25 protein-coding genes and 1 riboswitch are annotated in these 26,667 nt (G+C 66.7%); of the genes, 5 read left to right on the forward strand and 20 right to left on the reverse strand.

What is annotated here, in order from left to right:
• Positions 1-3: 3 nt before the first annotated feature.
• Positions 4-2,097, forward strand: coding sequence for a substrate-binding domain-containing protein (locus AB4Z42_RS25645; protein ID WP_442012054.1), 2,094 nt, complete (start codon positions 4-6; stop codon positions 2,095-2,097).
• On the opposite strand, the gene AB4Z42_RS25650 is transcribed toward AB4Z42_RS25645, so the two are convergent.
• Entirely contained in the window at positions 2,094-2,963 is an 870-nt protein-coding gene (locus AB4Z42_RS25650; protein WP_442012055.1) for an alpha/beta fold hydrolase, read from the reverse strand. The genes AB4Z42_RS25645 and AB4Z42_RS25650 overlap by 4 nt on opposite strands.
• Positions 2,964-2,985: 22 nt before the next feature.
• Between AB4Z42_RS25650 and AB4Z42_RS25655 the strand changes: the two genes are divergently transcribed.
• A complete protein-coding gene (locus AB4Z42_RS25655) occupies positions 2,986-3,864 on the forward strand; it encodes a haloalkane dehalogenase (RefSeq protein ID WP_442012056.1) in 879 nt (292 codons plus the stop codon).
• A 9-nt stretch (positions 3,865-3,873) separates the two neighbouring features.
• Here AB4Z42_RS25655 and gcvP read toward each other — a convergent pair whose 3' ends face one another.
• The 13 genes from gcvP to AB4Z42_RS25720 form a co-directional block, all read right to left on the reverse strand.
• Complete coding sequence (gene gcvP / locus AB4Z42_RS25660; RefSeq protein WP_442012057.1) at positions 3,874-6,717, reverse strand: aminomethyl-transferring glycine dehydrogenase; 2,844 nt, start codon at positions 6,715-6,717, stop codon at positions 3,874-3,876.
• Between the two features lie 149 nt (positions 6,718-6,866).
• Positions 6,867-6,965, reverse strand: a riboswitch (glycine riboswitch).
• A gap of 63 nt (positions 6,966-7,028) precedes the next feature.
• Positions 7,029-7,652, reverse strand: coding sequence for a MerR family transcriptional regulator (locus AB4Z42_RS25665; RefSeq protein ID WP_442012058.1), 624 nt, complete (start codon positions 7,650-7,652; stop codon positions 7,029-7,031).
• A gap of 241 nt (positions 7,653-7,893) precedes the next feature.
• Positions 7,894-8,388, reverse strand: coding sequence for a bifunctional nuclease family protein (locus tag AB4Z42_RS25670; RefSeq protein ID WP_006243655.1), 495 nt, complete (start codon positions 8,386-8,388; stop codon positions 7,894-7,896).
• 49 nt (positions 8,389-8,437) lie between these two features.
• Positions 8,438-9,187, reverse strand: coding sequence for a transcriptional regulator FtsR (ftsR, locus tag AB4Z42_RS25675; RefSeq protein ID WP_442012059.1), 750 nt, complete (start codon positions 9,185-9,187; stop codon positions 8,438-8,440).
• A 28-nt stretch (positions 9,188-9,215) separates the two neighbouring features.
• Positions 9,216-9,689: a glycogen accumulation regulator GarA gene (gene garA, locus AB4Z42_RS25680; RefSeq protein WP_442012060.1), complete on the reverse strand. Its 474-nt coding sequence runs from the start codon at positions 9,687-9,689 to the stop codon at positions 9,216-9,218.
• A 175-nt stretch (positions 9,690-9,864) separates the two neighbouring features.
• Complete coding sequence (gcvH, locus tag AB4Z42_RS25685) at positions 9,865-10,260, reverse strand: glycine cleavage system protein GcvH (protein WP_442012061.1); 396 nt, start codon at positions 10,258-10,260, stop codon at positions 9,865-9,867.
• Between the two features lie 33 nt (positions 10,261-10,293).
• Positions 10,294-11,115 carry a DUF881 domain-containing protein gene (locus tag AB4Z42_RS25690; RefSeq protein ID WP_442012062.1) on the reverse strand — a complete coding sequence of 274 codons (822 nt, stop codon included), beginning with the start codon at positions 11,113-11,115 and terminating at the stop codon, positions 10,294-10,296.
• Between the two features lie 8 nt (positions 11,116-11,123).
• Entirely contained in the window at positions 11,124-11,456 is a 333-nt protein-coding gene (locus tag AB4Z42_RS25695) for a small basic family protein (protein ID WP_442012063.1), read from the reverse strand.
• A gap of 33 nt (positions 11,457-11,489) precedes the next feature.
• On the reverse strand, positions 11,490-12,389 hold the full coding sequence (locus AB4Z42_RS25700; protein WP_442012064.1) for a DUF881 domain-containing protein: 900 nt from the start codon (positions 12,387-12,389) through the stop codon (positions 11,490-11,492).
• Positions 12,390-12,393: 4 nt separating this feature from the next.
• Positions 12,394-13,020 (reverse strand): CDP-alcohol phosphatidyltransferase family protein, encoded by a 627-nt coding sequence (locus AB4Z42_RS25705; protein WP_442012065.1) that lies wholly within the window; start codon positions 13,018-13,020, stop codon positions 12,394-12,396.
• A 9-nt stretch (positions 13,021-13,029) separates the two neighbouring features.
• Complete coding sequence (secA2, locus tag AB4Z42_RS25710) at positions 13,030-15,354, reverse strand: accessory Sec system translocase SecA2 (protein WP_442012066.1); 2,325 nt, start codon at positions 15,352-15,354, stop codon at positions 13,030-13,032.
• Between the two features lie 41 nt (positions 15,355-15,395).
• Positions 15,396-16,226 carry a GNAT family N-acetyltransferase gene (locus AB4Z42_RS25715; protein ID WP_442012067.1) on the reverse strand — a complete coding sequence of 277 codons (831 nt, stop codon included), beginning with the start codon at positions 16,224-16,226 and terminating at the stop codon, positions 15,396-15,398.
• A gap of 61 nt (positions 16,227-16,287) precedes the next feature.
• Entirely contained in the window at positions 16,288-17,946 is a 1,659-nt protein-coding gene (locus AB4Z42_RS25720; protein WP_442012068.1) for an acetolactate synthase, read from the reverse strand.
• On the opposite strand from AB4Z42_RS25720, the gene AB4Z42_RS25725 reads away from it, so the two are divergent.
• Together AB4Z42_RS25725 and AB4Z42_RS25730 are read left to right on the forward strand one after the other, a co-directional pair.
• Entirely contained in the window at positions 17,928-19,559 is a 1,632-nt protein-coding gene (locus AB4Z42_RS25725) for an FAD-dependent monooxygenase (RefSeq protein WP_442012069.1), read from the forward strand. The genes AB4Z42_RS25720 and AB4Z42_RS25725 overlap by 19 nt on opposite strands.
• A gap of 96 nt (positions 19,560-19,655) precedes the next feature.
• Positions 19,656-21,569 (forward strand): ABC transporter ATP-binding protein/permease, encoded by a 1,914-nt coding sequence (locus AB4Z42_RS25730; protein ID WP_442012155.1) that lies wholly within the window; start codon positions 19,656-19,658, stop codon positions 21,567-21,569.
• Here the strand turns inward: AB4Z42_RS25730 and AB4Z42_RS25735 are convergent.
• The 5 genes from AB4Z42_RS25735 to AB4Z42_RS25755 are packed head-to-tail and all read right to left on the reverse strand — an operon-like array spanning position 21,566 to position 25,318.
• Positions 21,566-23,059, reverse strand: a complete 1,494-nt coding sequence (locus AB4Z42_RS25735) for an FAD-binding protein (RefSeq protein WP_442012070.1) — start codon at positions 23,057-23,059, stop codon at positions 21,566-21,568. The genes AB4Z42_RS25730 and AB4Z42_RS25735 overlap by 4 nt on opposite strands.
• Positions 23,056-23,553 (reverse strand): VOC family protein, encoded by a 498-nt coding sequence (locus AB4Z42_RS25740; protein WP_442012071.1) that lies wholly within the window; start codon positions 23,551-23,553, stop codon positions 23,056-23,058. The genes AB4Z42_RS25735 and AB4Z42_RS25740 overlap by 4 nt, the downstream gene beginning before the upstream one ends.
• Before the next feature lie 51 nt (positions 23,554-23,604).
• Positions 23,605-24,240, reverse strand: coding sequence for an SRPBCC family protein (locus tag AB4Z42_RS25745; RefSeq protein ID WP_442012072.1), 636 nt, complete (start codon positions 24,238-24,240; stop codon positions 23,605-23,607).
• Entirely contained in the window at positions 24,233-24,580 is a 348-nt protein-coding gene (locus AB4Z42_RS25750; RefSeq protein WP_442012073.1) for an ArsR/SmtB family transcription factor, read from the reverse strand. The genes AB4Z42_RS25745 and AB4Z42_RS25750 overlap by 8 nt, the downstream gene beginning before the upstream one ends.
• A gap of 42 nt (positions 24,581-24,622) precedes the next feature.
• Positions 24,623-25,318: a TetR/AcrR family transcriptional regulator gene (locus tag AB4Z42_RS25755; protein WP_442012074.1), complete on the reverse strand. Its 696-nt coding sequence runs from the start codon at positions 25,316-25,318 to the stop codon at positions 24,623-24,625.
• 101 nt (positions 25,319-25,419) lie between these two features.
• On the opposite strand from AB4Z42_RS25755, the gene AB4Z42_RS25760 reads away from it, so the two are divergent.
• A complete protein-coding gene (locus tag AB4Z42_RS25760; RefSeq protein WP_442012075.1) occupies positions 25,420-25,860 on the forward strand; it encodes a nitroreductase/quinone reductase family protein in 441 nt (146 codons plus the stop codon).
• Here the strand turns inward: AB4Z42_RS25760 and AB4Z42_RS25765 are convergent.
• The gene (locus AB4Z42_RS25765) at positions 25,857-26,558 is read right to left on the reverse strand and encodes an Rv1815 family serine proteinase (RefSeq protein ID WP_442012076.1); all 702 of its coding nucleotides are present in this window, start codon (positions 26,556-26,558) and stop codon (positions 25,857-25,859) included. The two genes, AB4Z42_RS25760 and AB4Z42_RS25765, sit on opposite strands and share 4 nt — an antisense overlap.
• Positions 26,559-26,667 lie beyond the last annotated feature (109 nt).

Raw genomic sequence — 26,667 nt, forward strand, 5'->3', positions numbered from 1 at the left:
TCTGTGGGCAGGCATAGCGTTCCCGACCCCGAGGAATCGGCCGGCGACGAGCACCACGAGGAACCTGAGACCACGAGCTTCGGCTCCGCCGGCGAATCCGGGTCCGATCACGGGCCGGGCTTCGGCGAGCCGGAATACGGTGCGCCGCAATATCGTGAGCCGGAGCAGTCCGAACCTCGCTATGACAGTGGTGATTTCGGTGATCCCGACGCGTTCACCTACGACGAACCCGACTACCGGAAATCGGTGTACGAAGACGAACCCGGCTCCGGTTTCGACCTTCAGCGGGTCGGATCGTCGGCTCCGCCACCCGACCGTCCACGGTCCGGCCCCCAACACGGCGGCGACTGGGACGGCGGCGAATGGACGGGCAGCCACCGTGCGGTGACCGCCGGCAGGCGCGGTGTCAGCATCAGCGTGATCGTCGCCCTCATGACCGTCGTCGTGGTCGTCGCCGCGGTCATCCTGTGGCGTTTTTTCGGCGACGCGCTGTCCAATCGCAGCGATGCCGCGGCCGCCCGATGCGTGGACGGTGACCTCGCCGTCGCGGTCGTCGCCGACCCTTCGGTCGCCGGCCAGATAAAAACGCTGGCGGACAACTACAACCACGACGCTGCGCCGGTCGGCGACCGCTGTGTGAAGGTCGGAGTCACACCGGCCGAATCCGATCAGGTGGTCAACGGGTTCATCGGAAAGTGGCCCGCCGAACTCGGTGGCCAGCCCGCCCTGTGGATCCCCGCGAGCTCTGTCTCGGCGGCTCGTTTGGAGGCCGTCGCCGGAGAGAAGACCATCAGCGACAGTCGCTCGTTGGTCACCTCACCCGTGCTGCTGGCGACCCGACCCGAACTGAAGCCCGCCCTGGCGCAACAGAGTTGGTCGTCACTGCCGTCTCTGCAGACAAATCCCAGCGCGTTGGACGGGCTGGGGCTGCCCGGCTGGGGCTCACTGAAGTTGGCCCTGCCGATGACCGGCGACAGCGATGCCTCCTACCTCGCTGCGGAAGCCGTGGCGACGGAATCCGCACCCTCCGGGTCGCCACCGAGCGCAGGCATCGGCGCGGTGAACTCTCTGGTGGCGGGCCAACCCGAGTTGCCTGACAAGAAGGCCTCGACGGCAATGGACGCGCTGCTCGGCGACGCCGACCCCGCCGACGCACCGGTGCATGCCGTCGTCACCACCGAGCAGCAGCTCTTCCAGCGCGGCACCACGTTGCCCGATGCAAAGAACGTGGTGGCGTCGTGGGTGCCGCGGGGTCCGGCGGTGATCGCGGACTACCCCACCGTTCTGCTGGCCGGCGATTGGCTGTCTCAGGAACAGGTCGCCGCGGCGAGCGAATTCGCTCGATTCATGCGTAAACCCGAACAAATGGCCGAGCTGGCCAAAGCGGGCTTCCGCACCGACGGCGGCGCCCCGCCGCAGAGCGACGTCACCGATTTCGCGCCGCTGTCGGCGCCACTGCCGGTGGGTGACAACGCGACGCGCGTCGCGTTGGCCGACAGCCTGACGGCTCCCGTCGAGAGCCCCGCGGTGACCATCATGCTCGACCAGTCGATGCCGCTCACGGAGGGCCAAGGGTCGCGGCTGGCCAATGTGACCGCGGCGCTGGACGCGCGGCTCCAGGCATTACCGCCGAACTCCGCGGTCGGCCTGTGGACGTTCGACGGTGTCGAAGGCCGTTCCGCGGTGCCGATGGGCCCGCTGTCCGATCAGGTCGACGGCAAGCCCCGATCGGCGGCGCTGACCGATGAGCTCAACGGGCAGACCCCCTCGGATGGCGGTGCCGTCTCGTTCACGACGTTACGGTTGCTCTACGACCAGGCGAAGACGAATTTCCGTGAGGGCCAGGACAACTCGGTTCTGGTCATCACCACCGGGCCCCACACGGACCAGTCACTGAACGGCGCGGGACTGGAGCAATTCATTCGCGGAGCGTTCGACCCCGCCCGTCCGGTTGCGGTGAACGTGATCGACTTCGGCTCCGACTCCGACCGCGCCACCTGGGAGGCGGTCGCTCAGGTCAGCCGTGGCAGCTATCAGAACCTGAACAGTTCCACAGGCCCGGAGTTGACGTCGGCGATCGCGAAGCTGCTCGCCTAGCCTGTCGACAGCAGGCTCAGCGCGGCACGGGTGAACTGCTCCGGCACCTCCACCTGCGGATAATGCCCGACACCGGGAAGCTCGACAACGCTTGCCGCCGGCCGAAGCTCGCGTAACCCGTCGAGCACATTCGTGGTCGCGACCGGATCGTCGAGCGCCCACAGAAAGCTCAGCGGCTTGGCCCAGTCCCGCACGGCGCCGTGCCATCGCGAGGCGAAGCGGACCCGTTCGTCGAGGTAGGCGATGAGCAGATGTGCGATGCGGTGGCCGTCGTTGTGGGACCACAACGCCCACTGCGCCTGTCCCTCCTCTTCGGTCATCGGATGATCGGCGCTGAAGAGCCGACCAAAGGCGCGCGTGTACGACGACGCATTCGACAACCGGGCCAGGATCGGCCCGAGCGGGCTGCGCAGTAGCTTCTGAGCGGGCCGCAGGCTGGCCCGGTGCAGGATCACACTCCCGTTGCCGATCACCGCGCGTTGCAGCTCGAAGGGCAACTGGCCCTGCAGATCTCGTGCCAGCAGTTCGGTGGCCACCGACGTGCCCATGTCATGAGCGATCAACACCACCGGCCCCGACGTCGCCTCCGCGACCACGGCCGCCACGATGTCGGCCTGTTCGAACAGGCTGTAGCGGTGCGGACGCGGCTTGTCCGACAGCCCGAAGCCGAGGAAGTCCAGCGTCACCCACGCCCTGCCGTCCAGGTGCCGCACCACCTGGTGGTAGTCGTACGAGCTGGACGGATAGCCGTGCAACAGCAGGATCGTGGGGCCGTCGCCCGGCGCCGAGCGAACGAACACCCGACCTGCGGGCGTGCTCAATGAGGTGCCGCCATCGCGCCACTCTGCGACGCTAGGGGGCAACACGTGAGGAACCGTATCAACACCGATGAAAGAGGGACGGAAATTGCCAGGCGAATTCACGCCGGATCCGGCGCTGTACCCGTTCACCTCCCGATGGTTCGACAGCTCACGCGGACGTGTGCACTACATCGACGAGGGTGCGGGTCCGGTGATCGTGTTCTTTCACGGCAATCCGACGTGGAGTTTCCTGTACCGCAACATCATCGCCGGGTTGCGCGATCGTTTCCGCTGCATCGCACCCGACTACCTCGGCTTCGGGCTTTCCGAGCGACCCCCGGGGTTCACCTACCGCATCGATGAGCACGCCGCGGTGATGGGCGAGCTCCTCGACCACCTCGAGATCGACCAGTATCTGAGCATGGGCCAGGACTGGGGCGGCCCGATCAGCATGGCCGTCGGTACCGAGCGTGCCGACCGGGTGCGCGGCGTCGTGCTCGGAAACACCTGGTTCTGGCCCGCCACGGATATCGGCACGAAGATGTTCAGCAGGGTGATGGGCAGCCCGCCGATGCAGTGGGCCATCACACAGCGAAACTTTTTCGTGGAGCGCCTGATTCCGGCCGGCACCAACACCTCACTGGACGACGCCGAGATGGAGCACTATCGCAGGGTCCAGCCCACACCGGCGGCCCGTGCCGGCGTCGCGCGTATGCCGAAGGAGATTCTGGCGGCACGCCCGCTTCTGGAAAGGCTCGCCCGCGACGTGCCCGCGAAGCTCGGATCGAAACCGGCACTGCTGGTCTGGGGTATGAAGGACTTCGCCTTCCGGCCAGGACCGACTCTTCCGCGCATGCGTAGCGCGTTCCCCGATCACGTCCTCGTGGAACTACCGAACGCCAGCCACTTCATCCAAGAGGATGCGCCGGAACAGATCACGGACGCGATCGTCCAACGGTTCGGCTGACCGCGCGCGCTACGCGAACGCCTCGACCGGCGGGCACGAGCACATCAGGTTGCGATCGCCGTACGCGCCGTCGATACGGCGCACCGGCGGCCAGACCTTCGGGCGGAAGGTCTTGCCGAGCGGATAGGCGGCCTGTTCACGGCTGTACGGATGGTCCCAATCCGACACCAGCAGACATTCCGCGGTGTGCGGTGCGCCGCGCATCGGATTGTCGTCCGCCGGCCAGGTGCCTGCGGCCACCGCATCGATCTCACCGCGGATCGAGATCATCGCTTCGCAGAACGCGTCGACCTCGGCCAGGCTCTCGCTTTCCGTCGGCTCGACCATCAACGTGCCCGCCACCGGGAAGCTCATCGTCGGAGCGTGGAAGCCGTAGTCCGCCAGCCGTTTTGCCACATCGTCGACGGTCACGCCCGTCTCCTTGGTGATAGCCCGCAGATCCAGGATGCACTCGTGGGCGACCATGTCGTTCTCGCCGGTGTAGAGGACGGGGTAGTGCTCGCCGAGCCGACGGGCGATGTAGTTGGCCGACGCGATCGCGGTCAGGGACGCAGCGCGTAAACCGTTGGCGCCCATCATCCGGATGTAGGCCCAGCTGATCGGCAGGATCGACGCCGAGCCGTACGGCGCCGCCGATACGGTGTAATCGGCGCCCAATTCGTCGGCCAACGGATGACCGGGCAGGTACTTGGCCAGATGCGAGCGCACCGCGACCGGTCCGACCCCAGGACCGCCGCCACCGTGCGGAATGCAGAACGTCTTGTGCAGATTGAGGTGACTGACGTCGCCGCCGAATCGGCCCGGCCGGGCAAGACCGACGAGGGCGTTGAGGTTGGCTCCGTCGACGTAGACCTGGCCGCCGACGTCGTGAACCGCGGCGCAGATGTCGGCGATGTCATGCTCGAACACACCGTGGGTCGACGGGTAGGTGATCATCAACGCCGACAACCGATCCGCGTTTTCGGCGACCTTGGCGCGAAGGTCGTCGAGGTCGACGTCGCCGTTGGCCCGGCACCCCACCACGACGACCCGCATGCCCACCAGCGCCGCCGACGCGGCATTGGTGCCGTGTGCGCTCGACGGGATCAGGCAGACGTCACGGTCGGGCTGCCCGCGCTCGGCGTGGTAGGCCTGGATCGCCAGTAGACCCGCGTACTCCCCCTGCGATCCCGCGTTGGGCTGAAGCGACACCGCGTCATACCCGGTGATTCCGATCAGCCATGTCTCGAGATCGGCGATCAGCTTGCGAAGGCCGGGCGTGTCCGACGCCGGGGAGAACGGATGTTGCCGCGCGAACTCGGGCCAGGTGATGGGCTCCATCTCGGCGGCCGCGTTGAGTTTCATCGTGCACGATCCGAGCGGAATCATGCTGCGGTCCAGCGCAATATCCTTGTCCGCCAAGGATCGCAGATACCGCATCATCTCCGTCTCGGTGCGGTAGCGCGCGAACGCCGGGTGTGTCAGAAACTCGGATGTGCGGTTCTCGATGTCCGGTCCGTCGAACGCGCCCGCCGAGACGGCTCCGAACGCCGACAGCACAGCCCCCACGTGCTGCGCCGTGGTCGCCTCGTCGCAGGACACCGACACGTGGTCGTCGTCGACAAGCCAGATGTTGACGCCGTGCGCCTTGGCGGCGTCACGGATCTCGGCCGCCTTGCCGGGCACCCGGGCCAGCACCGTGTCGAAGAACTCGCGGTGGACGACATCCACACCGCCGTCCGTCAGACCCGCGGCCAGCGCGCGGGCGTGACCATGGACCCGCCGCGCGATCGCGGCCAACCCGCCCGCACCGTGATAGCTCGCGTACATCGCGGCCATCACTGCGAGCAGCACCTGTGCGGTGCAGATGTTGCTTGTCGCCTTGTCCCGGCGGATGTGCTGTTCGCGGGTCTGCAGCGCCAACCGATACGCCGGGGCGCCGTCGGCGTCGAGCGAGACTCCGACGAGGCGGCCGGGCAGCTGCCTGGCGTGCTTGGCGTGCACCGCGAGATAGCCGGCGTGCGGTCCCCCGAATCCCATTGGCACCCCGAATCTCTGCGTGCTGCCGAATGCGACGTCGGCTCCGATGTCGCCGGGTGGGGTGATGAGCGTCATCGCGAGCAGGTCGGCGCCGAGCGCGACCAGCGCACCACGGTCGTGCGCCTGCTCGACCATCTCGCTCCAGTCGACGATGGCGCCGCTCGCGCCCGGCAGCTGGGCGATGACGCCGAAGAACTCGCCGTCGGGCAGGCCTTCCCGGAGGTCTGCGGTGACGATCTCGATGCCGAGCGGCTGCGCACGGGTGGCCAGCACGGCGGCAGTCTGCCGGTACACGTCACGGTCGACGACCAGCCGGTTCGACGATCCGCGCACCGCACGGTGCAAGAGCGTCATCGCCTCGGCCGCGGCGGTGCCTTCGTCGAGCATGGAGGCGTTGGCGACCTCTAGACCGGTGAGGTCACAGACCATGGTCTGAAAGTTCAGTAGTGCTTCGAGCCGGCCCTGACTGATCTCCGGCTGATACGGCGTGTAGGCCGTGTACCACGCCGGGTTCTCAAGGATGTTGCGGCGCAACACCGGTGGCGTGAGTGTGTCGAAGTAGCCCTGCCCGATCATGGACACCGCGACGGTGTTCGCATCGGCGAGTGCCCGCAGCTCTGTCAGCGCCTCGTCCTCGGTGGCCGCCGGCGGGAGCTGATCCAGGCCGGGCGCCACCTGATCTGCGCCAAGCGCATCGAGGATGCCTGCGGGCAACGCCTTGTCGGCGAGCTCCTCGAGCGAGCCCACACCGATGGTCGCGAGCATGGTCGCAACGGCGTCGGCGTCAGGTCCGATATGGCGTGCGGCGAAGGTGAAGTTCTCTGAGTCGGGCACCGGCTGTAGCTCCAGACGCATGTGGGTTCAGAACCGTTGGGTTCCTCTCCCTCTGTCGTCTGTGCCTGAGAGATTCGGCGGCACGCGATGAACGCGGCGCCTTTCCCCATGGGCGGGCAGGCCTGGCCTACCGCTTTCCAGAGGCATCGGGGCCATGCGCGGTCCGGGGTGCCTGAGAGGTTGACGGAGAGGTGTTGCTCCTTCGGCGTCCGTGGCTGGCGGCCACGGAACTCTCCCGCACAAGGGCGATGCGACGCCGAGTCTACCGGGCAGCGGCGACGAAGCTGTGCCCGGACAGTGTGGCGCGAATTTCAGCCGATCTTGCGGTCGCGGTGCTTACGCCGGGATGCCAATTCGTCCTCAGGCGCAGCGATGGATTCGCCGCCGTCGGCCCGCTCACCTGGGAAGTCGGCGATCGCACCGGTCAGCTCACGCATCGCGCCGGAAACGGCGATGCCGAACACGCCCTGGCCGCCCTGCAACAGGTCGACCACTTCTTCGGCCGAGGTGCACTCGTAAACCGTGGTGCCATCGGAGAACAACGTGATGTTGGCCAGATCGCGAACGCCGCGCTGCCGCAGGTGATCGACGGCAACCCGGATGTTGTGCAGCGATATCCCGGTGTCCAGCAGTCGCTTTACGATCTTGAGGACCAGGATGTCCTTGAAGGAGTACAACCGCTGACTACCCGAACCGGCGGCGCTACGGATCGACGGGACCACCAGCGACGTGCGTGCCCAGTAGTCCAGCTGCCGGTATGTGATGCCTGCGATCTGGCACGCACTGGGACCGCGGTACCCGACGAGTTCGTCCGGTACTGAGTCGTCCGGGAACAGACCCCCCTGAACGGGTGCGCTGGATACGGTGACTCCCGATTCGGCGGGACCGCTGGCAGAGGATAGATCGAGTTCCTCTTGGCGTGGCGTGTCTCCCACTATCGAATCCTCTCGCCGGTCGAACTCGCGTCTGTGACCTGCATGGCAGCGCGTTTGCCCAAGCCCGAATGTGTCGAGCATACGCTTCCGCCGGGCCTGTTACTGCCCATCAGCAGGTCCGACTCCCAAAGTATGGCTGCCCGATTCGCCGTTAGGAGAAACCCTCACCGCGTGTCGAGGCCGACGAGACGTTTCCGTGACAAACCCGCACGAAAAGAGCCGGAAAAAACCCGGAAAAGGCCTAGGTGGCCTTGAAATCGTCGGGCGACACGCTGTCCAAGAACTCCTTGAACTTCTCGACCTCGTCCTCGCGGACCGCACCGGTGGCTTCGTCGTCGTTCTCGTCGGGAATCAGGAGGCCGGCCTCGGCGAGCACCGCCTCCTCGACGTAGATCGGCACTCCCACCCGCAGCGCGATCGCCACCGAATCCGACGGGCGCGCGGACACCTTGATGTCGCGGTCGAAGATCAGGTCCGCGTAGAAGGTGCCTTCTTGAAGATCGACGATGCGCACTTCCTTGAGCGAATGACCAAGGGCGCCAATGACATCTCGGATCAGGTCGTGCGTCAGCGGTCGTGCGGGCTCAACACCCTGCTGCTCGAGCGCGATGGCCGCGGCCTCCGACTGGCCGATCCAGATCGGCAGATAGCGATCACCGTTGGATTCCCGCAGCAGCAGGACGGGCTGATTCTGGGGCTGCTCCACGCGGATGCCGACCACACGAACCTCGCCCATCTGTGTCCGCCCTTCGCACCGAGAAGCCTGCAAAATTTGAGTCTAATCCTCAGCGGTCGAGTACGTCGCGCACCGCCGACTTGATCAGCGACGTGTGCAGGGTGATAGCGAGCGCCGCCACCTCGCGCGCGAGATCGTCGGCGCGATCCCGTGCCCCTGCCTTGCCTGCCTTGACCACTGGTCCGGCGATCTGGGCGATCAGATCGGACTGCCGGTCGGCGGCCGAGCGGAATGCCCGTAGATGGCGCGGCTCGACGCCGTACTCCGCAAGCGCACGAGCGCATTGGGCGATCAGAACGGAATGCTCGTCGAAGAAACCGGCGGGCCCGGTGGTGATCACACCCGCTTTGACCAGTGCGGTGAGAAGTTCGTCGTCGACGCCCGAGCGGGTCTGCAGATCCTCGCGCGACAGCCGCACCTGCGTCGGTGCCACCGCCGATACGCCGCGCCCGGCGTCCTCGTCGTCGGACTCATCGCCGGATACGGGAACCAAACGCGGTATGCCGTAAGCGGATCCGCTCTGCGGTAACTCTCCGTCCGGCTGGGCGTCCAACTGGGCCTTGATGACTTTCAACGGTAGGTACTGGTCGCGCTGGGCGGTCAGGATGAACCGCAGGCGAGCGCAGTCGTAGGCGGTGAATCGCCGATACCCCGACCCCGTGCGCTCCGGGGTGACCAGTCCTTCGGCCTCCAGGAATCGAATCTTGGAGATGGTCACGTCCGGGAAGTCCGGTCGCAGCAGATCGAGCACCGCCCCGATCGACATCCCTGTGAGAGCGGGGGTGTCGGGCTGGCTCATTTACTCTTCGCGGCTGCGCTCATCGGCACTAGCCGCCGTTGTCGTCACCCTTGGGCCCGGTGAGGAATACCAGGCGGAACTTGCCGATCTGCACCTCGTCGCCGTTGGCGAGAACCGCGGAATCAACGGGTTCGCGGTTGACGTAGGTGCCGTTGAGGCTGCCGACGTCGACGACCTGGAACTCACTGGCCTCGAGTCTGAACTCGGCGTGACGGCGGCTCACAGTCACATCATCGAGGAAGATGTCGCTGTCGGGGTGCCGACCCGCCGATGTCGTGGGCTGGTCGAGCAGGAACCGGGAGCCGGCGTTGGGTCCGCGCTTGACGACAAGCAATGCAGAACCCACAGGCAGGCCCTCGACGCCTGTAACCGCCCCTTCGGTGCCCGCCGACGCCGGAGCGTCCAACTCGTTGAGGAAGTCAGCGCGGAAAACAGATGTCGTCTCCACGGTGACATCGTCAGACGTCTGGTCCGCCCCGGAATTCTGGTCCTTATCCGTCACCCGCTGCTCCTCACTGGCTGCTGTGGCGTATCAGTCCAAATCAGGCCGAACCCTGCGCCGAATTCGTCTGCTGTCGACCGTACCGTGAGGTGGACGTGGTTGTGTCCACCACCGCCGGATCCGCCTCTGGTTGGTATCGCTGTCTTTCGAATGCTCGATGCACCCTAACAACTCGTCATTCGGCCACCGAGGCGCGGTAGGCGTCGGCATCAAGAAGCTTGCCGAGGGCGTCCGCCAGTGCGTCGCCGTTGACCTGCAGGTCGAGCAGCCAACCTCCGCCGTAGGGATCGGAGTTGACGAGCTGCGGATTCCCCTCAAGATCACCATTGACCGCAACGACTTTCGCGCTGACGGGCGCGTAAAGGTCTGAGACGGACTTCGTCGATTCCACCTCGCCGAACGACTCCCCCGCCGCAACGTCGGCGCCGACGTCGGGCAACTGGACGAAAACGACGTCGCCCAGCGCGGACTGTGCGTAATCGGTGATACCGACGCGGACGGTGTCATCGCCGGTGCGCTGTACCCACTCGTGCTCTTCGGTGTAATACAGGTCGGCTGGGATTTCGCTCACGGCGCTCCTCGTTCGTTGCTCACTGCGCACATCTCACTTGACTGGCTGAGCGTATTGGCGAGGTTTCGGTTGCCGCAAGGCGGTGACGTCCACGCGATCGGACTGCGCCACCTCCATCGTGCCGCCGACCCGCTCGACGCTGTCCATCGCGCCGCCGGGAATGTTCATCGCCGCGGCGAGCGTCGGCGGATCACCAATCGCCAGAACCGAATACGGCGGGTTCAGAGTCACACTGTCGGCGATCAGCGCGCCGGGGGCACCGGCGACCCAGGTGTCGAGTCCCACCCGCACGGCCGATCCTCCGCCGCTGATCTCCATGGCCTCGGCCCCGGCGTTACGCAGCTCATTGATCACGTCGAGCATGGTCTCGGCCGGTACGCCCGGGGTGGTGTCGGTGACGGTCAGCTTCACACCCGGGCCGGTCGCAGGCACCGTACCGATCAGAATCGACAGTGCCGCCAGCCGTGCCTGCGCGTTCTCGATCGCCGTCTGATCGCTGGTCCCCGACGCTTGGAGCTGCGCGAGCGTGCGCTGCAGGTCGGCCACCTCGGTGTTCAGCGCCGCCTCGCGCTGCTGCAGCGAATCCAGCAGGACCAGCAGATCGGCGGGGCGGGCGGTCTCCAGCGAATCGCCCGATTCGGTCTGGCGCACCTGCGTGATGATCGCGAGGCCCAACAGCACACACAACAGCACCGCCAGCGCGCCGAACACGATCTGCGACCGGCCACGCTTCACGATTCCGGCGACACCACCGCCGTGCACGTCGCCGATCTCGGGTGGGGGCGCATCGGGCGGCAGTTCGTGTCGGCCGTGCTGATCAGGCCCGGCCTTGTCCTGCGGCGACTCGTCGCTCATCGCCTACGTCACGCGCCGAACAGTCTGCGCCGCAAGGCAGCTGCGTTTCCGAAGATCCGGATGCCGAGCACCACGATGATGGCGGTCGACAATTGCGTGCCGACGCCGAGCTGATCTCCGAGGTAGACGATGAGCGCGGCGACCAACACGTTGAACACGAAGGACACCACGAACACCTTCGAGTCGAAGATGCGTTCCAGGTAGGCCCGCAGACCACCGAACACGGCGTCGAGCGCGGCGACGACGGCGATGGGAAGGTAGGGCTGAACGAACTCCGGCACCTCCGGGTGGAATACCAACCCCAGCACGATGCCGATGACGAGTGCGACGATCCCGATCACGTGTCTGACTTCATCTATTGGTCAATCTGTTGGTCACGGCCCAATCTCCTTGGCGAAGTTGACATCCCGAACCGGCGTCGCCGGCAGGGTGAGTGCCTCGGATGTGCTCACGCTGACTCCCACACCATATGAGGCCTCCAGGAGCCGCAGGCGCTGCATTCCGGGACTGCGCTCGAAGACGTCCTGCATCGAGTGCGGCGGTCCGAGCGCGAGAATGACGTATGGGCTGCTGATCGGTTGATTGTCGACCAGGATGCCCCCTCCTGCCTGCCGGATCGTCACGTTCGGTCCGATCCGGACCCCGCCCACCGAGATCGCCTCGGCGCCGCTGACCCACAGCGAGTTGACCACCTGTTGCAGATCGCGGTCCAGAATGACCTGCTGGCTGCCGGGAACGCGCTCCTTGGACACGTCGGTGAGGTCCTCGGTCATGCCCGGATCCGTGAAGGTGATCTCCAGACCCGGGCCGATCACAGCCGTGGCCGCCGCGGCGAGATTCGACTCGTCGAGCTGGCCGAGCAGGATTCGGCCGCGTGCGTCGCCTTCCAGCCGCTGGCGTCGTTCGGTGTCCACCTCGGATGCCAGCGCGTCGCGCCGTCCGGAGGAATCGGCCACCTCGGCCTCGGCGGAGCGCACGCTGCCGGAGAGCACCTGTTGCGACTCGCGCACGCCGGGCGCGGTCGACCGGGCCTGGGCCACCGCGGTCACGAACACCAACGCGATCAGCACGGCCCCTGCGATCTGCCAGGCCCACGACTGCCACGACCTGCGCTGCTTTCCCTGCTGTTTCGCGTCGGCCGCCGCCTGGTAGCCCGGATCGAGGTGGTCCGACAGCAGGGATGCCAACAGCGACGGCACCGGGATCAGCGTCGGCCTGCGCGCCTGGTGGGCGCTGCGTCCGGCTTCCGGGTCATAGCCGCCGAGGTGCGTCATCTCCTCAGCGCCCCACCTTGGGCATGCGACGCATCACCATCCCGACCTGGATCAGATACAGCACACCCGACCACAGGTACATCGCAAGGCCCCAGATCACGAACGCCCAGCCGCACGCGAGGATCACCCGACTCCACAACGCGTCCCACTGGCCGAGCAGGACCAGCGGAAGTCCGGACATCAGCGCGAACGTCGCCGCCTTACCGATGTACGTGACCGGCAGCGCCGTCAGCCCGCGACTGCGCAGGAGCGGCAGCGTGGCGGCCAGCACGACGTCGCGTCCGAGCAGGGTCAGCACGATCCACCACGGGATCGAGCCGTGGATCGCCATGGCGATGGGGATGGCGACCATGTAGATGCGGTCGACGGCCGGATCCAGCAGCGCGCCGAGTTTGGACGACTGGTTGTCGACCAGCCGCGCGATCTTGCCGTCGGCCCAGTCGGAGAATCCGCTGAACATGAGCACGCCGACCGCCCAGGCATTCTCGTGCACCACCAGCAGCAGCCAGAGGAAGACAGGCACCAGCACCAGGCGCAGCGCGCTGAGCGCGTTGGGCACCGTGAACACCCGGTCGCGCGGCTCGGGTTGCGCGGCCGCTGCCTGATGTCCCCGGTCCAGCGGCTCCTCCATGGGTAGAACCTAGCGGAATACCCCGGGCAGGCTCAGCGCCGACATTGTGTCGTCGGCGAGCGGATTGTCGTGGACCATGTACGTCCACGTCGAGGTCGGCCGCGCGAGCTTGGACAGGTCGACACCGGGCTCGTCCTCGATGGACGGCGCGGTGTCGAAGGTCTGCTGCGCGGCCTCGATCGCGTCGGCGGCCAGCGAGGCGAACGCATCCACGGCCATCCGGTGGAATTCGTCCAGTGGATTCTGCCGACCGAGCGCCCGCAGGTGGATGCTCTCCCGGATGTCGGCCAGGTAGGCCAGGTGATCGGTCCAGGCGCGGTCCAGGTGGTACAGCATGATCAGGCGGCAGATCTTCTCGAGCTTCTCCTCACCGACCTCTTCCACCAACGCGTCATAGCGCTCCGGCGACAGCTCCCGCAGCTCGTCGCGTGCGGTCGGCCTGCGCAGCAGGGTGTCGCGGCGATCCACCAGAATCGCGCGCTGCTGCGCGATCAGCTGGTTGTAGCGCCAGTTGTTGGCGTGGATGTCGAGCATCCGCCCTTCGGCGATGCGCTGCGCGTGGTCGAGCTGGCTGGCCGCCTTCGCGTTGACGATGCGGCCGTCTTCGTCGGTCTGCATCGGCAGCTTGGTCGCATCGAGGTGCGCGGCGACGACGTCGTCCTCCCAGCTGGAGAAGAACACCGACGATCCGGGGTCACCCTGGCGTCCTGCGCGCCCGCGCAACTGATTGTCCAGCCGCTCGGTGTTGTGGCGGCCGGTGCCGATGACGTGCAGCCCGCCGAGTTCGGCGACTTCGTCGTGGTCGGCTTCGTCGGATCCGCCGAGCCGGATGTCGGTGCCGCGGCCGGCCATCTGAGTGGATACCGTCACCGATCCCAGCGCTCCCGCCTCGGCGATGACGGCGGCTTCCTCCTCGTCGTTCTTCGCGTTGAGCACGACGGCCGGTATCCCGACCTTGACCAGCCGCTCGTGCAGGTCCTCGGACTCGGCGACATCGCGGGTGCCGACGAGCACCGGCTGGCGGGTCCCGTGCACCTCGGCGATGTGCTCGACGATCGCGTCGGCCTTGGCAGCCGCGGTGACGTACACCCGGTCCTCTTCGTCCTCGCGAATGTTGGGAGTATTCGGCGGGATTGGGGACACACCGAGGCGGTAGAACTGGCGCAGCTGCTCGCCCGCGGCCAGGGCGGTGCCGGTCATCCCGCACACCGTCGGGTACCGGTCGATGAGCGCCTGCACCGTGATCGTGTCGAGCACCTCGCCGGTCTCGGTCGTCTCGATACCCTCCTTGGCCTCCACGGCGGCCTGAAGGCCGTCGGGCCACCGCTGCAACTGCGCGATGCGGCCGCGGGACGAGTTGATGAGATGCACCGCGTCGTCACGAACTATGTAGTGCACATCGCGCTGGAGCAGAACGTGCGCATGCAGTGCGACGTTGACCTCGGTCAGGGTCGAGCCGACGTTTTCCTCGGAATACAGGTTGATGCCGCCGAGCTTGGCCTCGAGCTTCTGGGCGCCGGTCTCGGTGAGGTGCACGTTGCGGCTGTCGGAGTCGGTCTCGTAGTCCTTGTCCGCGATGAGTTCGCCGACGAGCCGGATGAGTTCGACCTTCGGCGTTTCCCGATGGCTGGTGCCTGCCAGCACCAGCGGCACCAGCGCTTCGTCGACGAGCACCGAGTCGGCCTCGTCGATCAGTGCCACATCGGGGTTCGGAGACACCAGATCGTTCACGTCGGTGACCAGCTGGTCGCGCAGGACGTCGAAGCCGATCTCGTTGACAGAACCGTAGGTGACGTCGCATTTGTATGCCTTGCGCCGCTCCTCGGCCGTCGAATCGGCGGTGACCCACCCCACGGTCAGGCCGAGCGCTTCGATCAGCGGGCCCATCCATTCGGCGTCGCGGCGGGCGAGGTAGTCGTTGATGGTGATGACGTGCACGCGGCGGCCGCCGATTGCATAGCCTGCCGCGGCGATCGCACCCGACAACGTCTTGCCTTCACCGGTGGCCATCTCGACGACGTCGCCGGCGAGCATCCGCAAGGCCGCCTGAAGCTGCACGTCGAACGGTCGCAGCGTGGTGGCCCTTGCGGATGCCTCCCGCGCGATCGCCAGGAACTGCGGGATGTCGGCGGAATCGGCGAGATCGTCCAGGTTCAGCAGCTTGGCGGCCTTGAGCAGTTTCTCGTCGTCGAGGTCGGCCGCCTTCTCGTCGAACTCCGACGAGGTGCGAACCTGGGCCATCGAGGAGGCCTGATCTCTGTCGGTGCTCGCTCCGAGCAGCCGCCAGAACCGATTGCTGACACCACCTGAGGTGCGGGTCTTGGTCTTCGCCACAGCTTTACGGTACGCGGCCCGTGTGCGCGTCCCGCGCACGCTCAGCGGCTGAACTCGATGCGCACGGAGTCGGAGACCGCTTCGAAGCCGATCCGCTGATAGATGGCGTTGGATACCTGGTTGGCGAGATCGGCGAACAACACGACATCGGCGGTGCCGCTGCGGTGTGCCAATTGGGTGGCGGCGGCGGTGACAGCCGAACCGTAGCCGTTGCCCCGGCATCCCGTCGGCGTGAAGACCGGCCCGATCCGCGATACACCGGCCGCGGGGGCGCGGAGCATCGCCATGCTCACGGGAACGTCGTCGACGGTCCACAGTGTGAAGCGGTCGCCTTTGCAGTCGGCGGCGGCGACGAACTCGGCACCGCCGTGGTTCGGGACCCGGCTGAAGCTTTCAGCGAAGAAGCGCCCCACCCAGTCGACGAGCAGATCCTGGTCCTCGGCGATGGCGAGCCGGTGAGATCCGCGGACGTCCGCAGGTGGGTGCAGCGTTCCGAGCCGATAGAGCCGCTCCTCGGTGTCGACGGTCGTGGTCTGTCCGGTGAGGCCCTGCCACGCTTGGGCGAAGCGCAGCGCGGTCGCGCGTACGCCGCGGACGCCAGGCAGTTCGGGCCGACGGTCGACGAGGCAGGCGGCGACAGAGTCGAGGGCATCGGCGGGAATCCCGTTGCACACCAACGGGTATGGCGGTGTCTGCATGGCCGCGCCTACCAGTTCACCGTCGCGCGAGACCGTCAGCAGCAGCGCGTCGTCAGAAAAGTTGTCGCCGCCCAGCAGTGTCAGTTCGATGGTGTGAGCGATGGGGTCGCGGCGATACAGCGGCTCCGCGAGTGCGCGGAACTCGTCGACGGAATCATGCAGCCTTACCTCCACGCGTCCAGCATGTGCGCCCGCGGCGCGATGCGTCGAGTGAATTTCGCCGGGCCGGGACGCCTCAGGCGAGGTTGGAGCGACGCGGGTAGGCCACCGTCGGATCGGTCAGTGCGTTCACCACCGCAGGCAGTCCGGCGGAGAACGCCCGATCGAGTGCGGGCCGCAGATCCGCAGGTGTCGCCGCCAATTCGCCGTGGCCGCCCAGTGCGGTGACGACCTCGTCGTAGCGGGTGCCGGGCCGAAGCTCCGCGACCACCGAGTAGCCGTACAACGCCTCCATGGGGTGCTTCTCCAGACCCCAGATCCCGTTGTTCCCGATCACCGACACCACATGGACGCCGTGGCGCACCAACGTGTCCCACTCCATGCCGGAGAAGCCGAACGCACCGTCGCCCTGGAGGAGCACGACCTGTCGGTCGGGTCGCGCCAGCTTGGCGGCCAGTGCGTATCCCGGTCCCGAGCCCAGACACCCGAACGGGCCGCTGTCCAGCCATGCACCCGGCACGTAGCTGTCGATCACCCGGCCTGCGTAGGAACCGAAATCACCGGCGTCGATGACGACGATCGCATCCCGGTCGAGCAGTGCGCTCACCTCGGCGTAGACCCGCATCGGATGCAGCGGCGTACGGTCATCGGCCAGTTCGGCCGCCTCTCCCGCGCGTGAGGTGGTTTCGGTGCTGCGCAGGTCGGCGATCCAGGCCTCGTGATCGGACGGTGTCGCGTGGGCCAGCGCCGACAAAATGGTCGTCAGATCCCCGTACAACTGGGCGGCGACCGCGCGGGGATGGGGTCGTTCGGGCTGGACCCGGTCGGCCACGATGAGCTTGGTCTCGGCACCGAACACGCCACCGAAACCGAGCCGGAAGTCCATCGGAACACCGATCACCACCGCCACGTCGGCCTCTCCCAATGCTTTCGACCGTGCACGGGAGAACGCGAGGTCGTGGTCGGCGGGCACCGTTCCCCGCGCCATACCGTTCATCAGCACCGGGATGCGCAGCTCGTCAGCCAGACGGAGCAGGGCGGTTTCGCCGTGGCCCCACCACACGTTGGTACCCGCCATGATGACGGGCCGCTGCGCACCGGAGAGCAGGCGCACGGCCGCGTCCACCGCGTTGCCATCCGGCTGGACTACGTCTTCGGACAGACCTGCCAGCGCGCCGGGTCCGCCGTTGTCATGGGCCTGCCCGAAGACGTAGTCCATCGGGAAGTCGACGAACGACACCCCCGTCGGCCGCCCGCCCGCGCCCGCCGCGGCCCGCAGCGCATCGTCGATCAGCGATCCGACCTCATCGGGCGACTGCGCGGTCGCCGCGAACCTGGTCAGCGGCGCCACGAACGGAACATGGTCGATCTCCTGCAGCGACCCCTGCCCCCAGCGCATTGCGGGCGCCCGACCACCGAGCACCACCAGCGGCGACTGGTTCTGCGCCGCGGCGGCCATCGCGCTCATCCCGTTGGTGACGCCGGGTCCGGCGGTCAGCGCCGCGACGCCCGGCACCCGGGTGACCTTCGACCAGCCCTCGGCCGCGAACGCCGCGGTCTGCTCGTGCCGGGTGTCGATCAACCGGACGTTCTCTGCCTGACAGCCGTCGTATATCGAGAACAGGTGGCCACCGGACAGCGTGAAGATCGTGTCGATCCCGCTGGCGCGTAGCCGCCGGGCGATCAGGTGTCCGGCGTTGACCGTCGAATCGGCCGATGGAGCGTCAATGCTCATGGGGGCAGCATAATCAGCGCGTGTCGAACACCACGCAGACGCAAGTACTCATCGCCGGCGGCGGACCCATCGGCCTCACCGCCGCCATCGAACTGACCCGGCGCGGTATCGAGTGCCGCGTCGTCGATCCGCTCTCAGAACCTCCTCAGTACGCGAAAGCCGTTGGTGTGCAACCACGTACGCTCGAAGTCTTCGAGTCGATGGGTCTGCTGTCGCGCATCCTGGACGCCGCAACCCAGATGTACGGCCAGATCGTCTACGTCAACGGCCAGACCGTCGGTCAGGTCGAATTCACCATCCCCTGCGACGTGCCCTTCGGCTTCATCGCCATCCCGCAGTACGCCACCGAGCAGATCCTGCGCGACGAACTGGCCCTGCGCGGCGTGCACGTCGAACGTGGCCTGCGCGTCACCGGATTCGAGCAGGACGCCGACGGTGTGCTCGCCACCCTGGTCGGCGACGGTGGCGAGCAGACGGTGCAGGCGAGCTACCTCATCGGGGCCGACGGCGCGCACAGCGCCGTGCGCAAAGCCCTTGGCCTGACGTTCGAGGGTGCGGCGTTCGAGGAGCAGTACATGCTCGGCGATGTCGAGGTGGATTGGTCGCTGCCCCGCGGCTACGCCATCCGTGCAATGCACCAGACCGACGGCGCGATCGACGACCTCCTGGTCTGCATCCCGCTGCCCGGTCGCGGTCGGTACCGGATGTCGATGCTCGTCCCCGCCGAGCTCTCCGCTGCGGCGACGCAAGGGGTCGCGCACGGGTTCGAGGGTGACCGCAAACCCGAACTGCACCACATCCAGGCGGTGCTGGACCGGCTGTCGCCCGAGCCGACGACGGCGCGAAACCTGCGCTGGTCCTCCGTCTTTCGGATCAGCCACCGCATCGTCGACGCGTACGGCCGGGGCCGGGTGTTCGTCGCGGGCGACGCCGCGCACATCCACCCGCCGACCGGCGCCCAGGGGATGAACACCGGCATCCAGGACGCCCACAACCTCGCGTGGAAGCTCGCGCTCGCAGTGTCAGGAGACGCGGCGCCGGATCTGCTCGACAGCTATGACGCCGAACGGCGACCCGTCGGCGAGGAGGTCGTCGGCCGCACCGTACGAAGCGCGCGTGAGGGTATCGGCGCCGATTCCACCGATGTCGACTACGTCATCCGCCGCGAGGCGCAGTTGCTGATCGACTACGCCGACAGTCCCATCGTGGCCGGCCCGGCGGGTGGGCGCGCACCCGATGCGACCGGCCTGACCCGCGCCGCCGTCACCGCACCGCTGCGGTTGTTCACGTTGTTCGGCCCGGGCCACACCCTGCTGCTGTACGCCGACGGCACAGCGGGGCCCGCCGACGTCGAGGACTACGAGCGGGCCGCCGATGCCGCGGCCGCGGTCGCGGGCGGCCATTTGACCGTCTACCTGGTCGCCGCGCCTTCCGCCGACGTCGCGAGCACTGTGCTGCCGCTCATCCGCGACGCGGATTCGGCATTCGCCGGTGCGTACTCCGCCGACCGCAGGACAGCGTTCGTCGTCCGGCCCGACGGTTATCTCGGATTCGCAGGCGCACACGCCGATGTCGACCGCCTGGCCGCCCACCTGCGTGCGACGTTCGGCTGACCGCGCCGCTCGCGTCCGGGAGTCGCCGCGCAGAGTTGAGACCACTGGCACGCTCGTAACAGGCGGGCGCGGTAGGTTGCCACAGTGGAAGAGGCAATGTTCACCCCGACGTTGGACTGGGGGCATGAGCTCCTCACATCGCTGAAGTGGATCGGCCAGGCATGGTTGATCGCTGCGGTCGCGACGCTGGTGATCTGTGTGCTGATCGCCAAGTACACGGTGTGGGGCAGGCAGTTCTGGCGTATCACCGGCGACTACTTCAAAGGCCCGGAAAGCGTCAGGGTGTGGCTGTGGCTCGCCGCGATCCTGCTGTCGGTGGTGTTCGGCGTTCGGCTTTCGGTGCTCTTCACGTTCCAGGGCAACGACATGATGACCAGCTTCCAGGTCGTGGCATCGGGACTTGCCGGAGGCGACGACGCCGTGCGGAATTCCGGTCGCGACGGCTTCTACCTGTCGATGATCGTCTTCTCGGTGCTGGCCTGCATGCACGTCGGACGGATCATGCTCGACCTGTTCATCACGCAGCGGTTCATGCTGGCCTGGCGCGCTTGGCTCACCGATCGGATGACGGGCGACTGGCTGGAAGGAAAGGCCTACTACCGCGGCCGTTTCATCGACGACACGATCGACAACCCCGATCAGCGCATCCAGTACGACATCGACATCTTCACCGCGGGCGTCGGCGGACTCCCCAATACCCCTGCGAACACGTCCACCGCGACGCTGCTGTTCGGCTCCGTCAACGCCATCGCCTCGATGATTTCGTTCACCGCGATTCTGTGGAGCCTGTCAGGCACGCTCACGCTTCCGTTCGTCGACTATGCGCTCCCCAAGGCCATGTTCTGGATCCTGTTGACCTACGTGCTGTTTGCGTCGGTCATCGCGTTCTGGGTCGGCCGGCCGATCATCTGGCTGTCGTTCCGGAACGAGAAGTTCAACGCTGCGTTCCGCTATGCGCTGGTGCGGCTGCGGGATGCGTCGGAGGCCGTCGCGTTCTACCGCGGCGAGATCGCCGAGCGCACGGGGTTGCGCAAGCTCTTCGCACCCATCGTCGACAACTACAAGCGGTGGATCAACAGGATGATGGGCTTCTACGGCTGGAACCTTTCGATGAGTCAGATCATCGTCGTGCCGCCGTACCTGTTCCAGTTTCCGCGGTTCTTCAACGGCGAGATCACCCTTGGCGCCATGAGTCAGTCGGCCGCGGCGTTCGGCAGCATCGAAGACGGACTGTCCTTCTTCCGCAACGCGTACGACTCGTTCGCCGGATATCGCGCGTCCATCATCCGCCTCGACGGCCTGCTCACCGCGAACGAAGAGGGCAGAGCGCTACCCGAGATCACGACGACGCCCTGCAAGGACGGCACGGTGGAACTGGCGGGCATCGAGGTTCGAACGCCCGACGGGAAACAACTCGTCAACCCGCTCGACCTGCGTCTCGAAGTCGGCGACACGATGGTCGTGACAGGGGAATCGGGTGCGGGTAAGACCACGCTGCTGCGCAGCCTCGCGGAGTTGTGGCCGTTCACCACGGGAACGTTGACCAGGCCGTGCGGACCGAACGAGACGATGTTCCTGTCCCAGATGCCCTACGTTCCCCTCGGGAATCTGCGCGCCGTCGTCAGCTATCCGAACACCGAAGGCGACATCGACGACGCGACGCTGAAGCGCACGCTGGAGAAGGTGGCGCTGCCCCATCTGGTCGACCGTCTCGACGAAGTCCAGGACTGGGCGAAGGTTCTCTCCCCGGGCGAGCAGCAGCGAATCGCGTTCGCCCGCATCCTGTTGACCGAGCCGAAGGCCGTGTTCCTCGACGAGGCCACCTCGGCGCTCGACGAAGGTCTGGAATTCCTGGTGTACAACCTCATTCGGACCGAGCTGCCCAACACCATCCTGGTCAGCGTCAGCCATCGCAAGGCCGTCGAGCAGCACCACACCCACGAACTCGAGCTGCTCGGCGACGGCGAATGGCGGTTCGGCCGGGTGGGCGAACAACCCGTGCCGGTCTAGGCCTGCGCGGCGCGGCTACCCGCGCGTCTGCCGAAGAACGAGCCCTCGCCCAGCTGCGTGCCGCTGGCGTAGCCCTTGCCGTCCTGTGCGATGTTCGACGCGCACGCGCCCGCGGCGTAGAGGCCTTCGATGGCGCCGCCGTCCTCGCGCAGCACCTGCCCGTCGATGGAGACGTCGAGGCCGCCCATGGTGAATCCCGAGTACATCGCGACGCCCAGTGACAGGTCGAATGCCGCCCACGGGCCGTTGTCCTGTGCAGCAACGTATTCCGGTTGCTTGTGGAAGTCGGGGTCCTCGCCGCGGGCGGCGTTCTCGTTGTACCGGTCGAGGGTGGCGGCAAGCTTGCCCGCGGGAATGCCAAGGGCCGCTTCCATTTCCGCGACCGTCTCGAAGCCGTCGATGAACTTGATCAGCGGCATTTCGGGCATCTGCATATGCGCCTCGTCAACGATGAGGTAGGCCTGCTGATCTGGCTGCTCCAACACGTAAGCCGAGGTACGCGAATGGTAGGAGTCCTCTGTGACGAACCGCTGTCCCTGGTTGTTGACGATGACGCCCGTCAACAGAATCTCGGGCGGATAGGCGGCCGCGGTGATGAACAGCCCGTCGAGGTTCTGCGCCACGCCCCCCGCCGATACCCCGAGACCGATGCCGAGCCCGTCGTCGTGTGGGTTGCCCAGAATGTAGGGCTCGACCTCACCGTGGTGTTTGGTTTTCCGCTTCTGGGCCAAGGCAGGCGTGTGCTCGGCGACCATTCCCGCGTTCATCGCGAAGCCCCCCGCGGCGATGACGACCGACTTGGCCTTGATCGCACCGCTCTCGGTGAAGTGCTTCCACTGGACTCCGACCACTTTCCTGTCCTGGCCGTCGCCGTCGACAACGAGATTGGTCACCCCGGTCTCGTACCGGACCTGCACGCCCTGATCGGTGGCACGCTTCACCAGCAGGTCGATGACCATGGACGCGCCGCCCAGCTCCCCTGGCACCGGCACCGAATGACCGCGCGGCGCGGGCTTGGCCTGCTCGCAATACGGCCACACCTTCTCGTTGCCGGTGTAGGACAGCCCCTCCGTGCCGGGCGGGACCACCACCTTGCCCTTCCAGAAGCTGCGTTCGAACTGAAAGCCAAGCGCCTCAAGCCAATCGAAGTGCTCCACGCTTTCATCGCAGTAGAGCCGAATCTTGTCGAGGTCGGGGTCCGCCGACACCGCGACAAGGTACTTGTACATCTCGTCGGCGCTGTCCTCATGATCGGTGGCCTGCTGCACCGCGGTGCCGCCGCCGAGATAGAAGTGGCCACCCGCCATCGCGCTGGTGCCGCCCGCCGCAGCCGCCTTCTCCAGCACCATGACGTTGGCTCCGGCCGTCGCCGCGCTCACTGCCGCACAGCCGCCCGCGATACCGAAGCCGATCACCAGGACGTCGACCTCGTCGGACCAGGACTGAACATCGGCCGCGTTGACGGTGTCCGGAATGTCGAGACCGCTCACTGTTGCTCCTGTTTCACGTAGTCGAAGAAGGACTTGATTTCGTCGGGGATCACCGCAACCTCGATGTAGGGCACACCGGCGTCGGCGGCCGACAGGTAGGCAAAATGCATACCGCCGGGCATGACCCCCTGCTGCACGACGGGTGTGCCGTTGCCTTCCGCCTCACGCAGAGCGGTGTCGAACGCCGCGGAGTCCGGTGCCTCGATACAGACGTGGTGCAGTCCCGGCCCGACCGTGTCGAGGAATTCCGAGTACACGCTCTCGCCACCGCTGACCGGGGCGATCAATTCCAGCTGGGTGTCACCCGCGTAGCTGAAGGAGATGTGCGCGGTGAAGTCGGCGGGCCGGCCACGGTAGGTGCACGTGTCGGGCGCGAAGTGGACGTCGGGTATCCGCACCCACTTCTTGGCGCCCAACAGTGTGGTCAGCGCCTTCTCGGTGGCGTCGAGGTCCCGCGTCACCCACGCAATCTGGACAGGTGTCTGGGCATGCATCGCGTCGAGGATATCCCCGGCCGCTTCGGATGGCTAGAACGTGTTCTAGTTTCATTCCTCGCCGAGGTAGGCCTTCAGGCATCGCTCGGCCATCCCGCTCGCCGCCGCGGGGTCCGTTCCGGACGCGACATTGGCGGTGCACCACGCCGCACCCGACAGCGCGAGGAAGCGGCGGCCGTCTTCGGTGACGATCCACTGCTGACCGAACGACGGGTCGACGGCCTCGCCGGTGTTCAGGTGGATCGCAAGCCCGAGCACCATCGAATCCCACCCCATTCCGACCGCGCCCGGTCCGAACTGGTCCCAGTGGTCGTCGACGTGGGCGATGTGCTCGATGACCAAACGCGCCCGGTCGGGGCCGTCGGCGATGACGCTGACATCGATCCAGCTGACGCCGCCGCCGAATTCCCATGTGGCAGTGAAGCCCTTCGGCGGATCGCACGTCAGGACGGTTCCCCCGGCCTGTCCTTCCAGCTGGTAGGAGCCGCCGACCCTCAGGTCACCGGTAATCGGCATCAACCACCGGGGAATGCGCTCGATGCTGGTGACGGCGTCCCAGAGGTCTTCCTGGTCGGTGTCATAGGACTGGCTGATGGTGACGACATGCGCCTCCTTGGCGTCGATGAGGCGCGTTCCCACCTTGCGCTCGACGGCTTTGATCTGATGCTCGACATCGACCTCAGTCATGCTGCCTTCCTTGGTTTCTGCGGTGTCGTTTACCCCGTGCGATCTCGGTCGCCAGCGCATCCAGCCGCGGCGACCAGAAGCGGCGGAAACCCTCAAGCCACTCGTCGACATCGCGCAACGCGGTGCCGTTGACCGCGTAGAGCCTGCGCTGGCCGTCCGGGCGTACCGAGGTGAAGCCGTTGTCTCGCAGCACCTTCAGGTGTTGAGACACCGCCGGCTGGCTTATCGCGAACTCGTCCTTGATCTGCGCTCCGATGGCACCGGCCGACAGCTCGCCCCCGGCGAGCAGTTCGAGAATGCGCCGTCGCACCGGATCTCCCAATACGTCGAACGCGTGCACATACCTAAATTAAAGTACTGACTTATATAAGTCAAGGTTGAATTATTTGGTCAACATCTCGATCAGCAGGTTCACCTGGAGCTCGAAGGCCGCGGCGGGGTCGGTGAGGGTGTCCGCCCCGTACTGGCCGAACACCTCCAGGCTGATCGCTCCGATCAGGCCCGCCCACAGCAGAAAGCACTTGGCGACCGCGGAGTCGTCGCCCGGGAAGCCGAACTCCTCTCGCAATCCGTCGAAATCCGACGACAACGGTTGTGTCACAGCAACTTCGGTTGTCGATATCTCCCCGGCCGCCATCCCGTCGGCCACGGCGTCGAACAGCGCACCCACCACCCGGGTGCCCGGGCCGACGGTTCGCTCTGCAGGCGCGCGGTAACCCGGCACCGGGCTGCCGTAGAGCAGCGCCCAACTCGCGGGATGATCGACCGCCCAAACCCGGGCCGCCAGCGCCATGGCGCGCATGCGATCGCGCCATGACACCCCGGACGCACGCGCGTTGCGCGCCTTGCGCGCCTCGTCGACGGCATCGGCCAGCTCCGAATAGGCGTCGATGAGCAGCAAGGTCAGCAGCTCGTCCCGGCTGGCCACATACCGGTAGACGGCCGACGACACCATGCCGAGGTCACGGGCGATCGCGCGCAGCGACAGCCCGGCCGCGCCCTCGGTGACCAGGTGACGCCGACCGAGCTCGACGATCCGGCGCTCGATTCTGTCGCGAGTGTCCTGCCGCTTGCCCATATCGCCCAGTGTCGCACGAAACGAGATCACTGCTCTTGATTTCCCGGAGGCCGCGTGGCACTCTCAAATGAGAGCACCGCTCTCAAAACCAGGAGGACGTGATGACCGTGCACTATGACCAGCCCACCCCCGCCGCCCGAACCTTCAACGAGCTGTTCCGCCTGCTCGCCGAGGCGGGCATCAGCATCGCGGGCACCGTGGCGATTCGCGTACGGGGCCGAAAGAGCGGAAAGCGGCGCGGCGTCGTGGTCAATCTGTTGACCGTCGACGGCCGCGAGTACCTGGTGTCACCCCGCGGCAACACTCAGTGGGTCCGCAACGCGCGGGCGGCAGGCTCGATCGAGATGGGTCCGCGGTGGCGTAGCAGCGAGGTGCGTATCAGTGAGGTGGCCGACGTCGAGAAGCCGGAGCTGCTGCAGCGCTATCTGGACCGTTGGTTCTGGGAGGTCAAGGGACATGTCGGCGGCCTCACACCCGAGTCATCGGACGCTGAACTCAGCGCTGCCTCTGCGTCAATCCCGGTGTTCGAACTGCAGCGCTAGGGCGTCGGCGCGTTCATCGTGCCGATATCGGCCGACGCCGCGGAGATGACGTCCTGTTGTGACTGCTGGCTGATGTTCAGCCACGAAACCGCGGCGGGGAACTGCCCCCAGGTGCTGTTGAACATTCCGACGATCACGGCCCTGCCGTCGGGGGCGACGAAGTAGACCGGCCCACCGGAGTCGCCCTTCTGACTCACCACGCCGTTGCCCATCGTGAACCAGCCGTTGTACACGGCCTGGATGTTTCCGCAGCTCTCGCCGGTGACCACACCGAAATGGCACACGGGAAGACCGGTCGCGGGCACCACGCTGGGATCGGATACCAGCGAAAGACCGCGGGGCAGGATGTTGTTGACCGCGACGTCGGGGGCCAGGGTGATCACCTCCCAATCGGTGATCTGATGATTGGTGTCGATGGTCGCGCCGTTGGGGGTGTTGTCCCGGAACGACGCCAGGCGGCCGACCATTCTGCGGCCCTGGTCGAGCACCGCGCCGTCGCCGCGGCAGTGGCCGGCGGAGTAGGCGACCCGCGCCCCCGGGTCGACGAATCCCACCGTGCAGGCGTTGGTCCCCTGGATGATCTGCATGCCGGGAAACACCGCGACGCCGGGGTCGGCCTGGACCGGCGTACCCGGGAGAGCGAGCGCGACGAGCGGCGCCGCCGCAGTCGCGAATACGCGTAACCAATGTCGGCGCACTGTCGCCTCCCGGGTCTCAAGTGGGTAAAGACTACCGGCGGATAGCGAGGCCCACAGGTCGAGTGAGAGAACCGATAACCACGCCCGACCAGGAGCAACTACACGACAG

The sequence above is a fragment of the Mycobacterium sp. 2YAF39 genome (assembly GCF_052114565.1).
In the GTDB taxonomy this organism is placed as follows: domain Bacteria; phylum Actinomycetota; class Actinomycetes; order Mycobacteriales; family Mycobacteriaceae; genus Mycobacterium.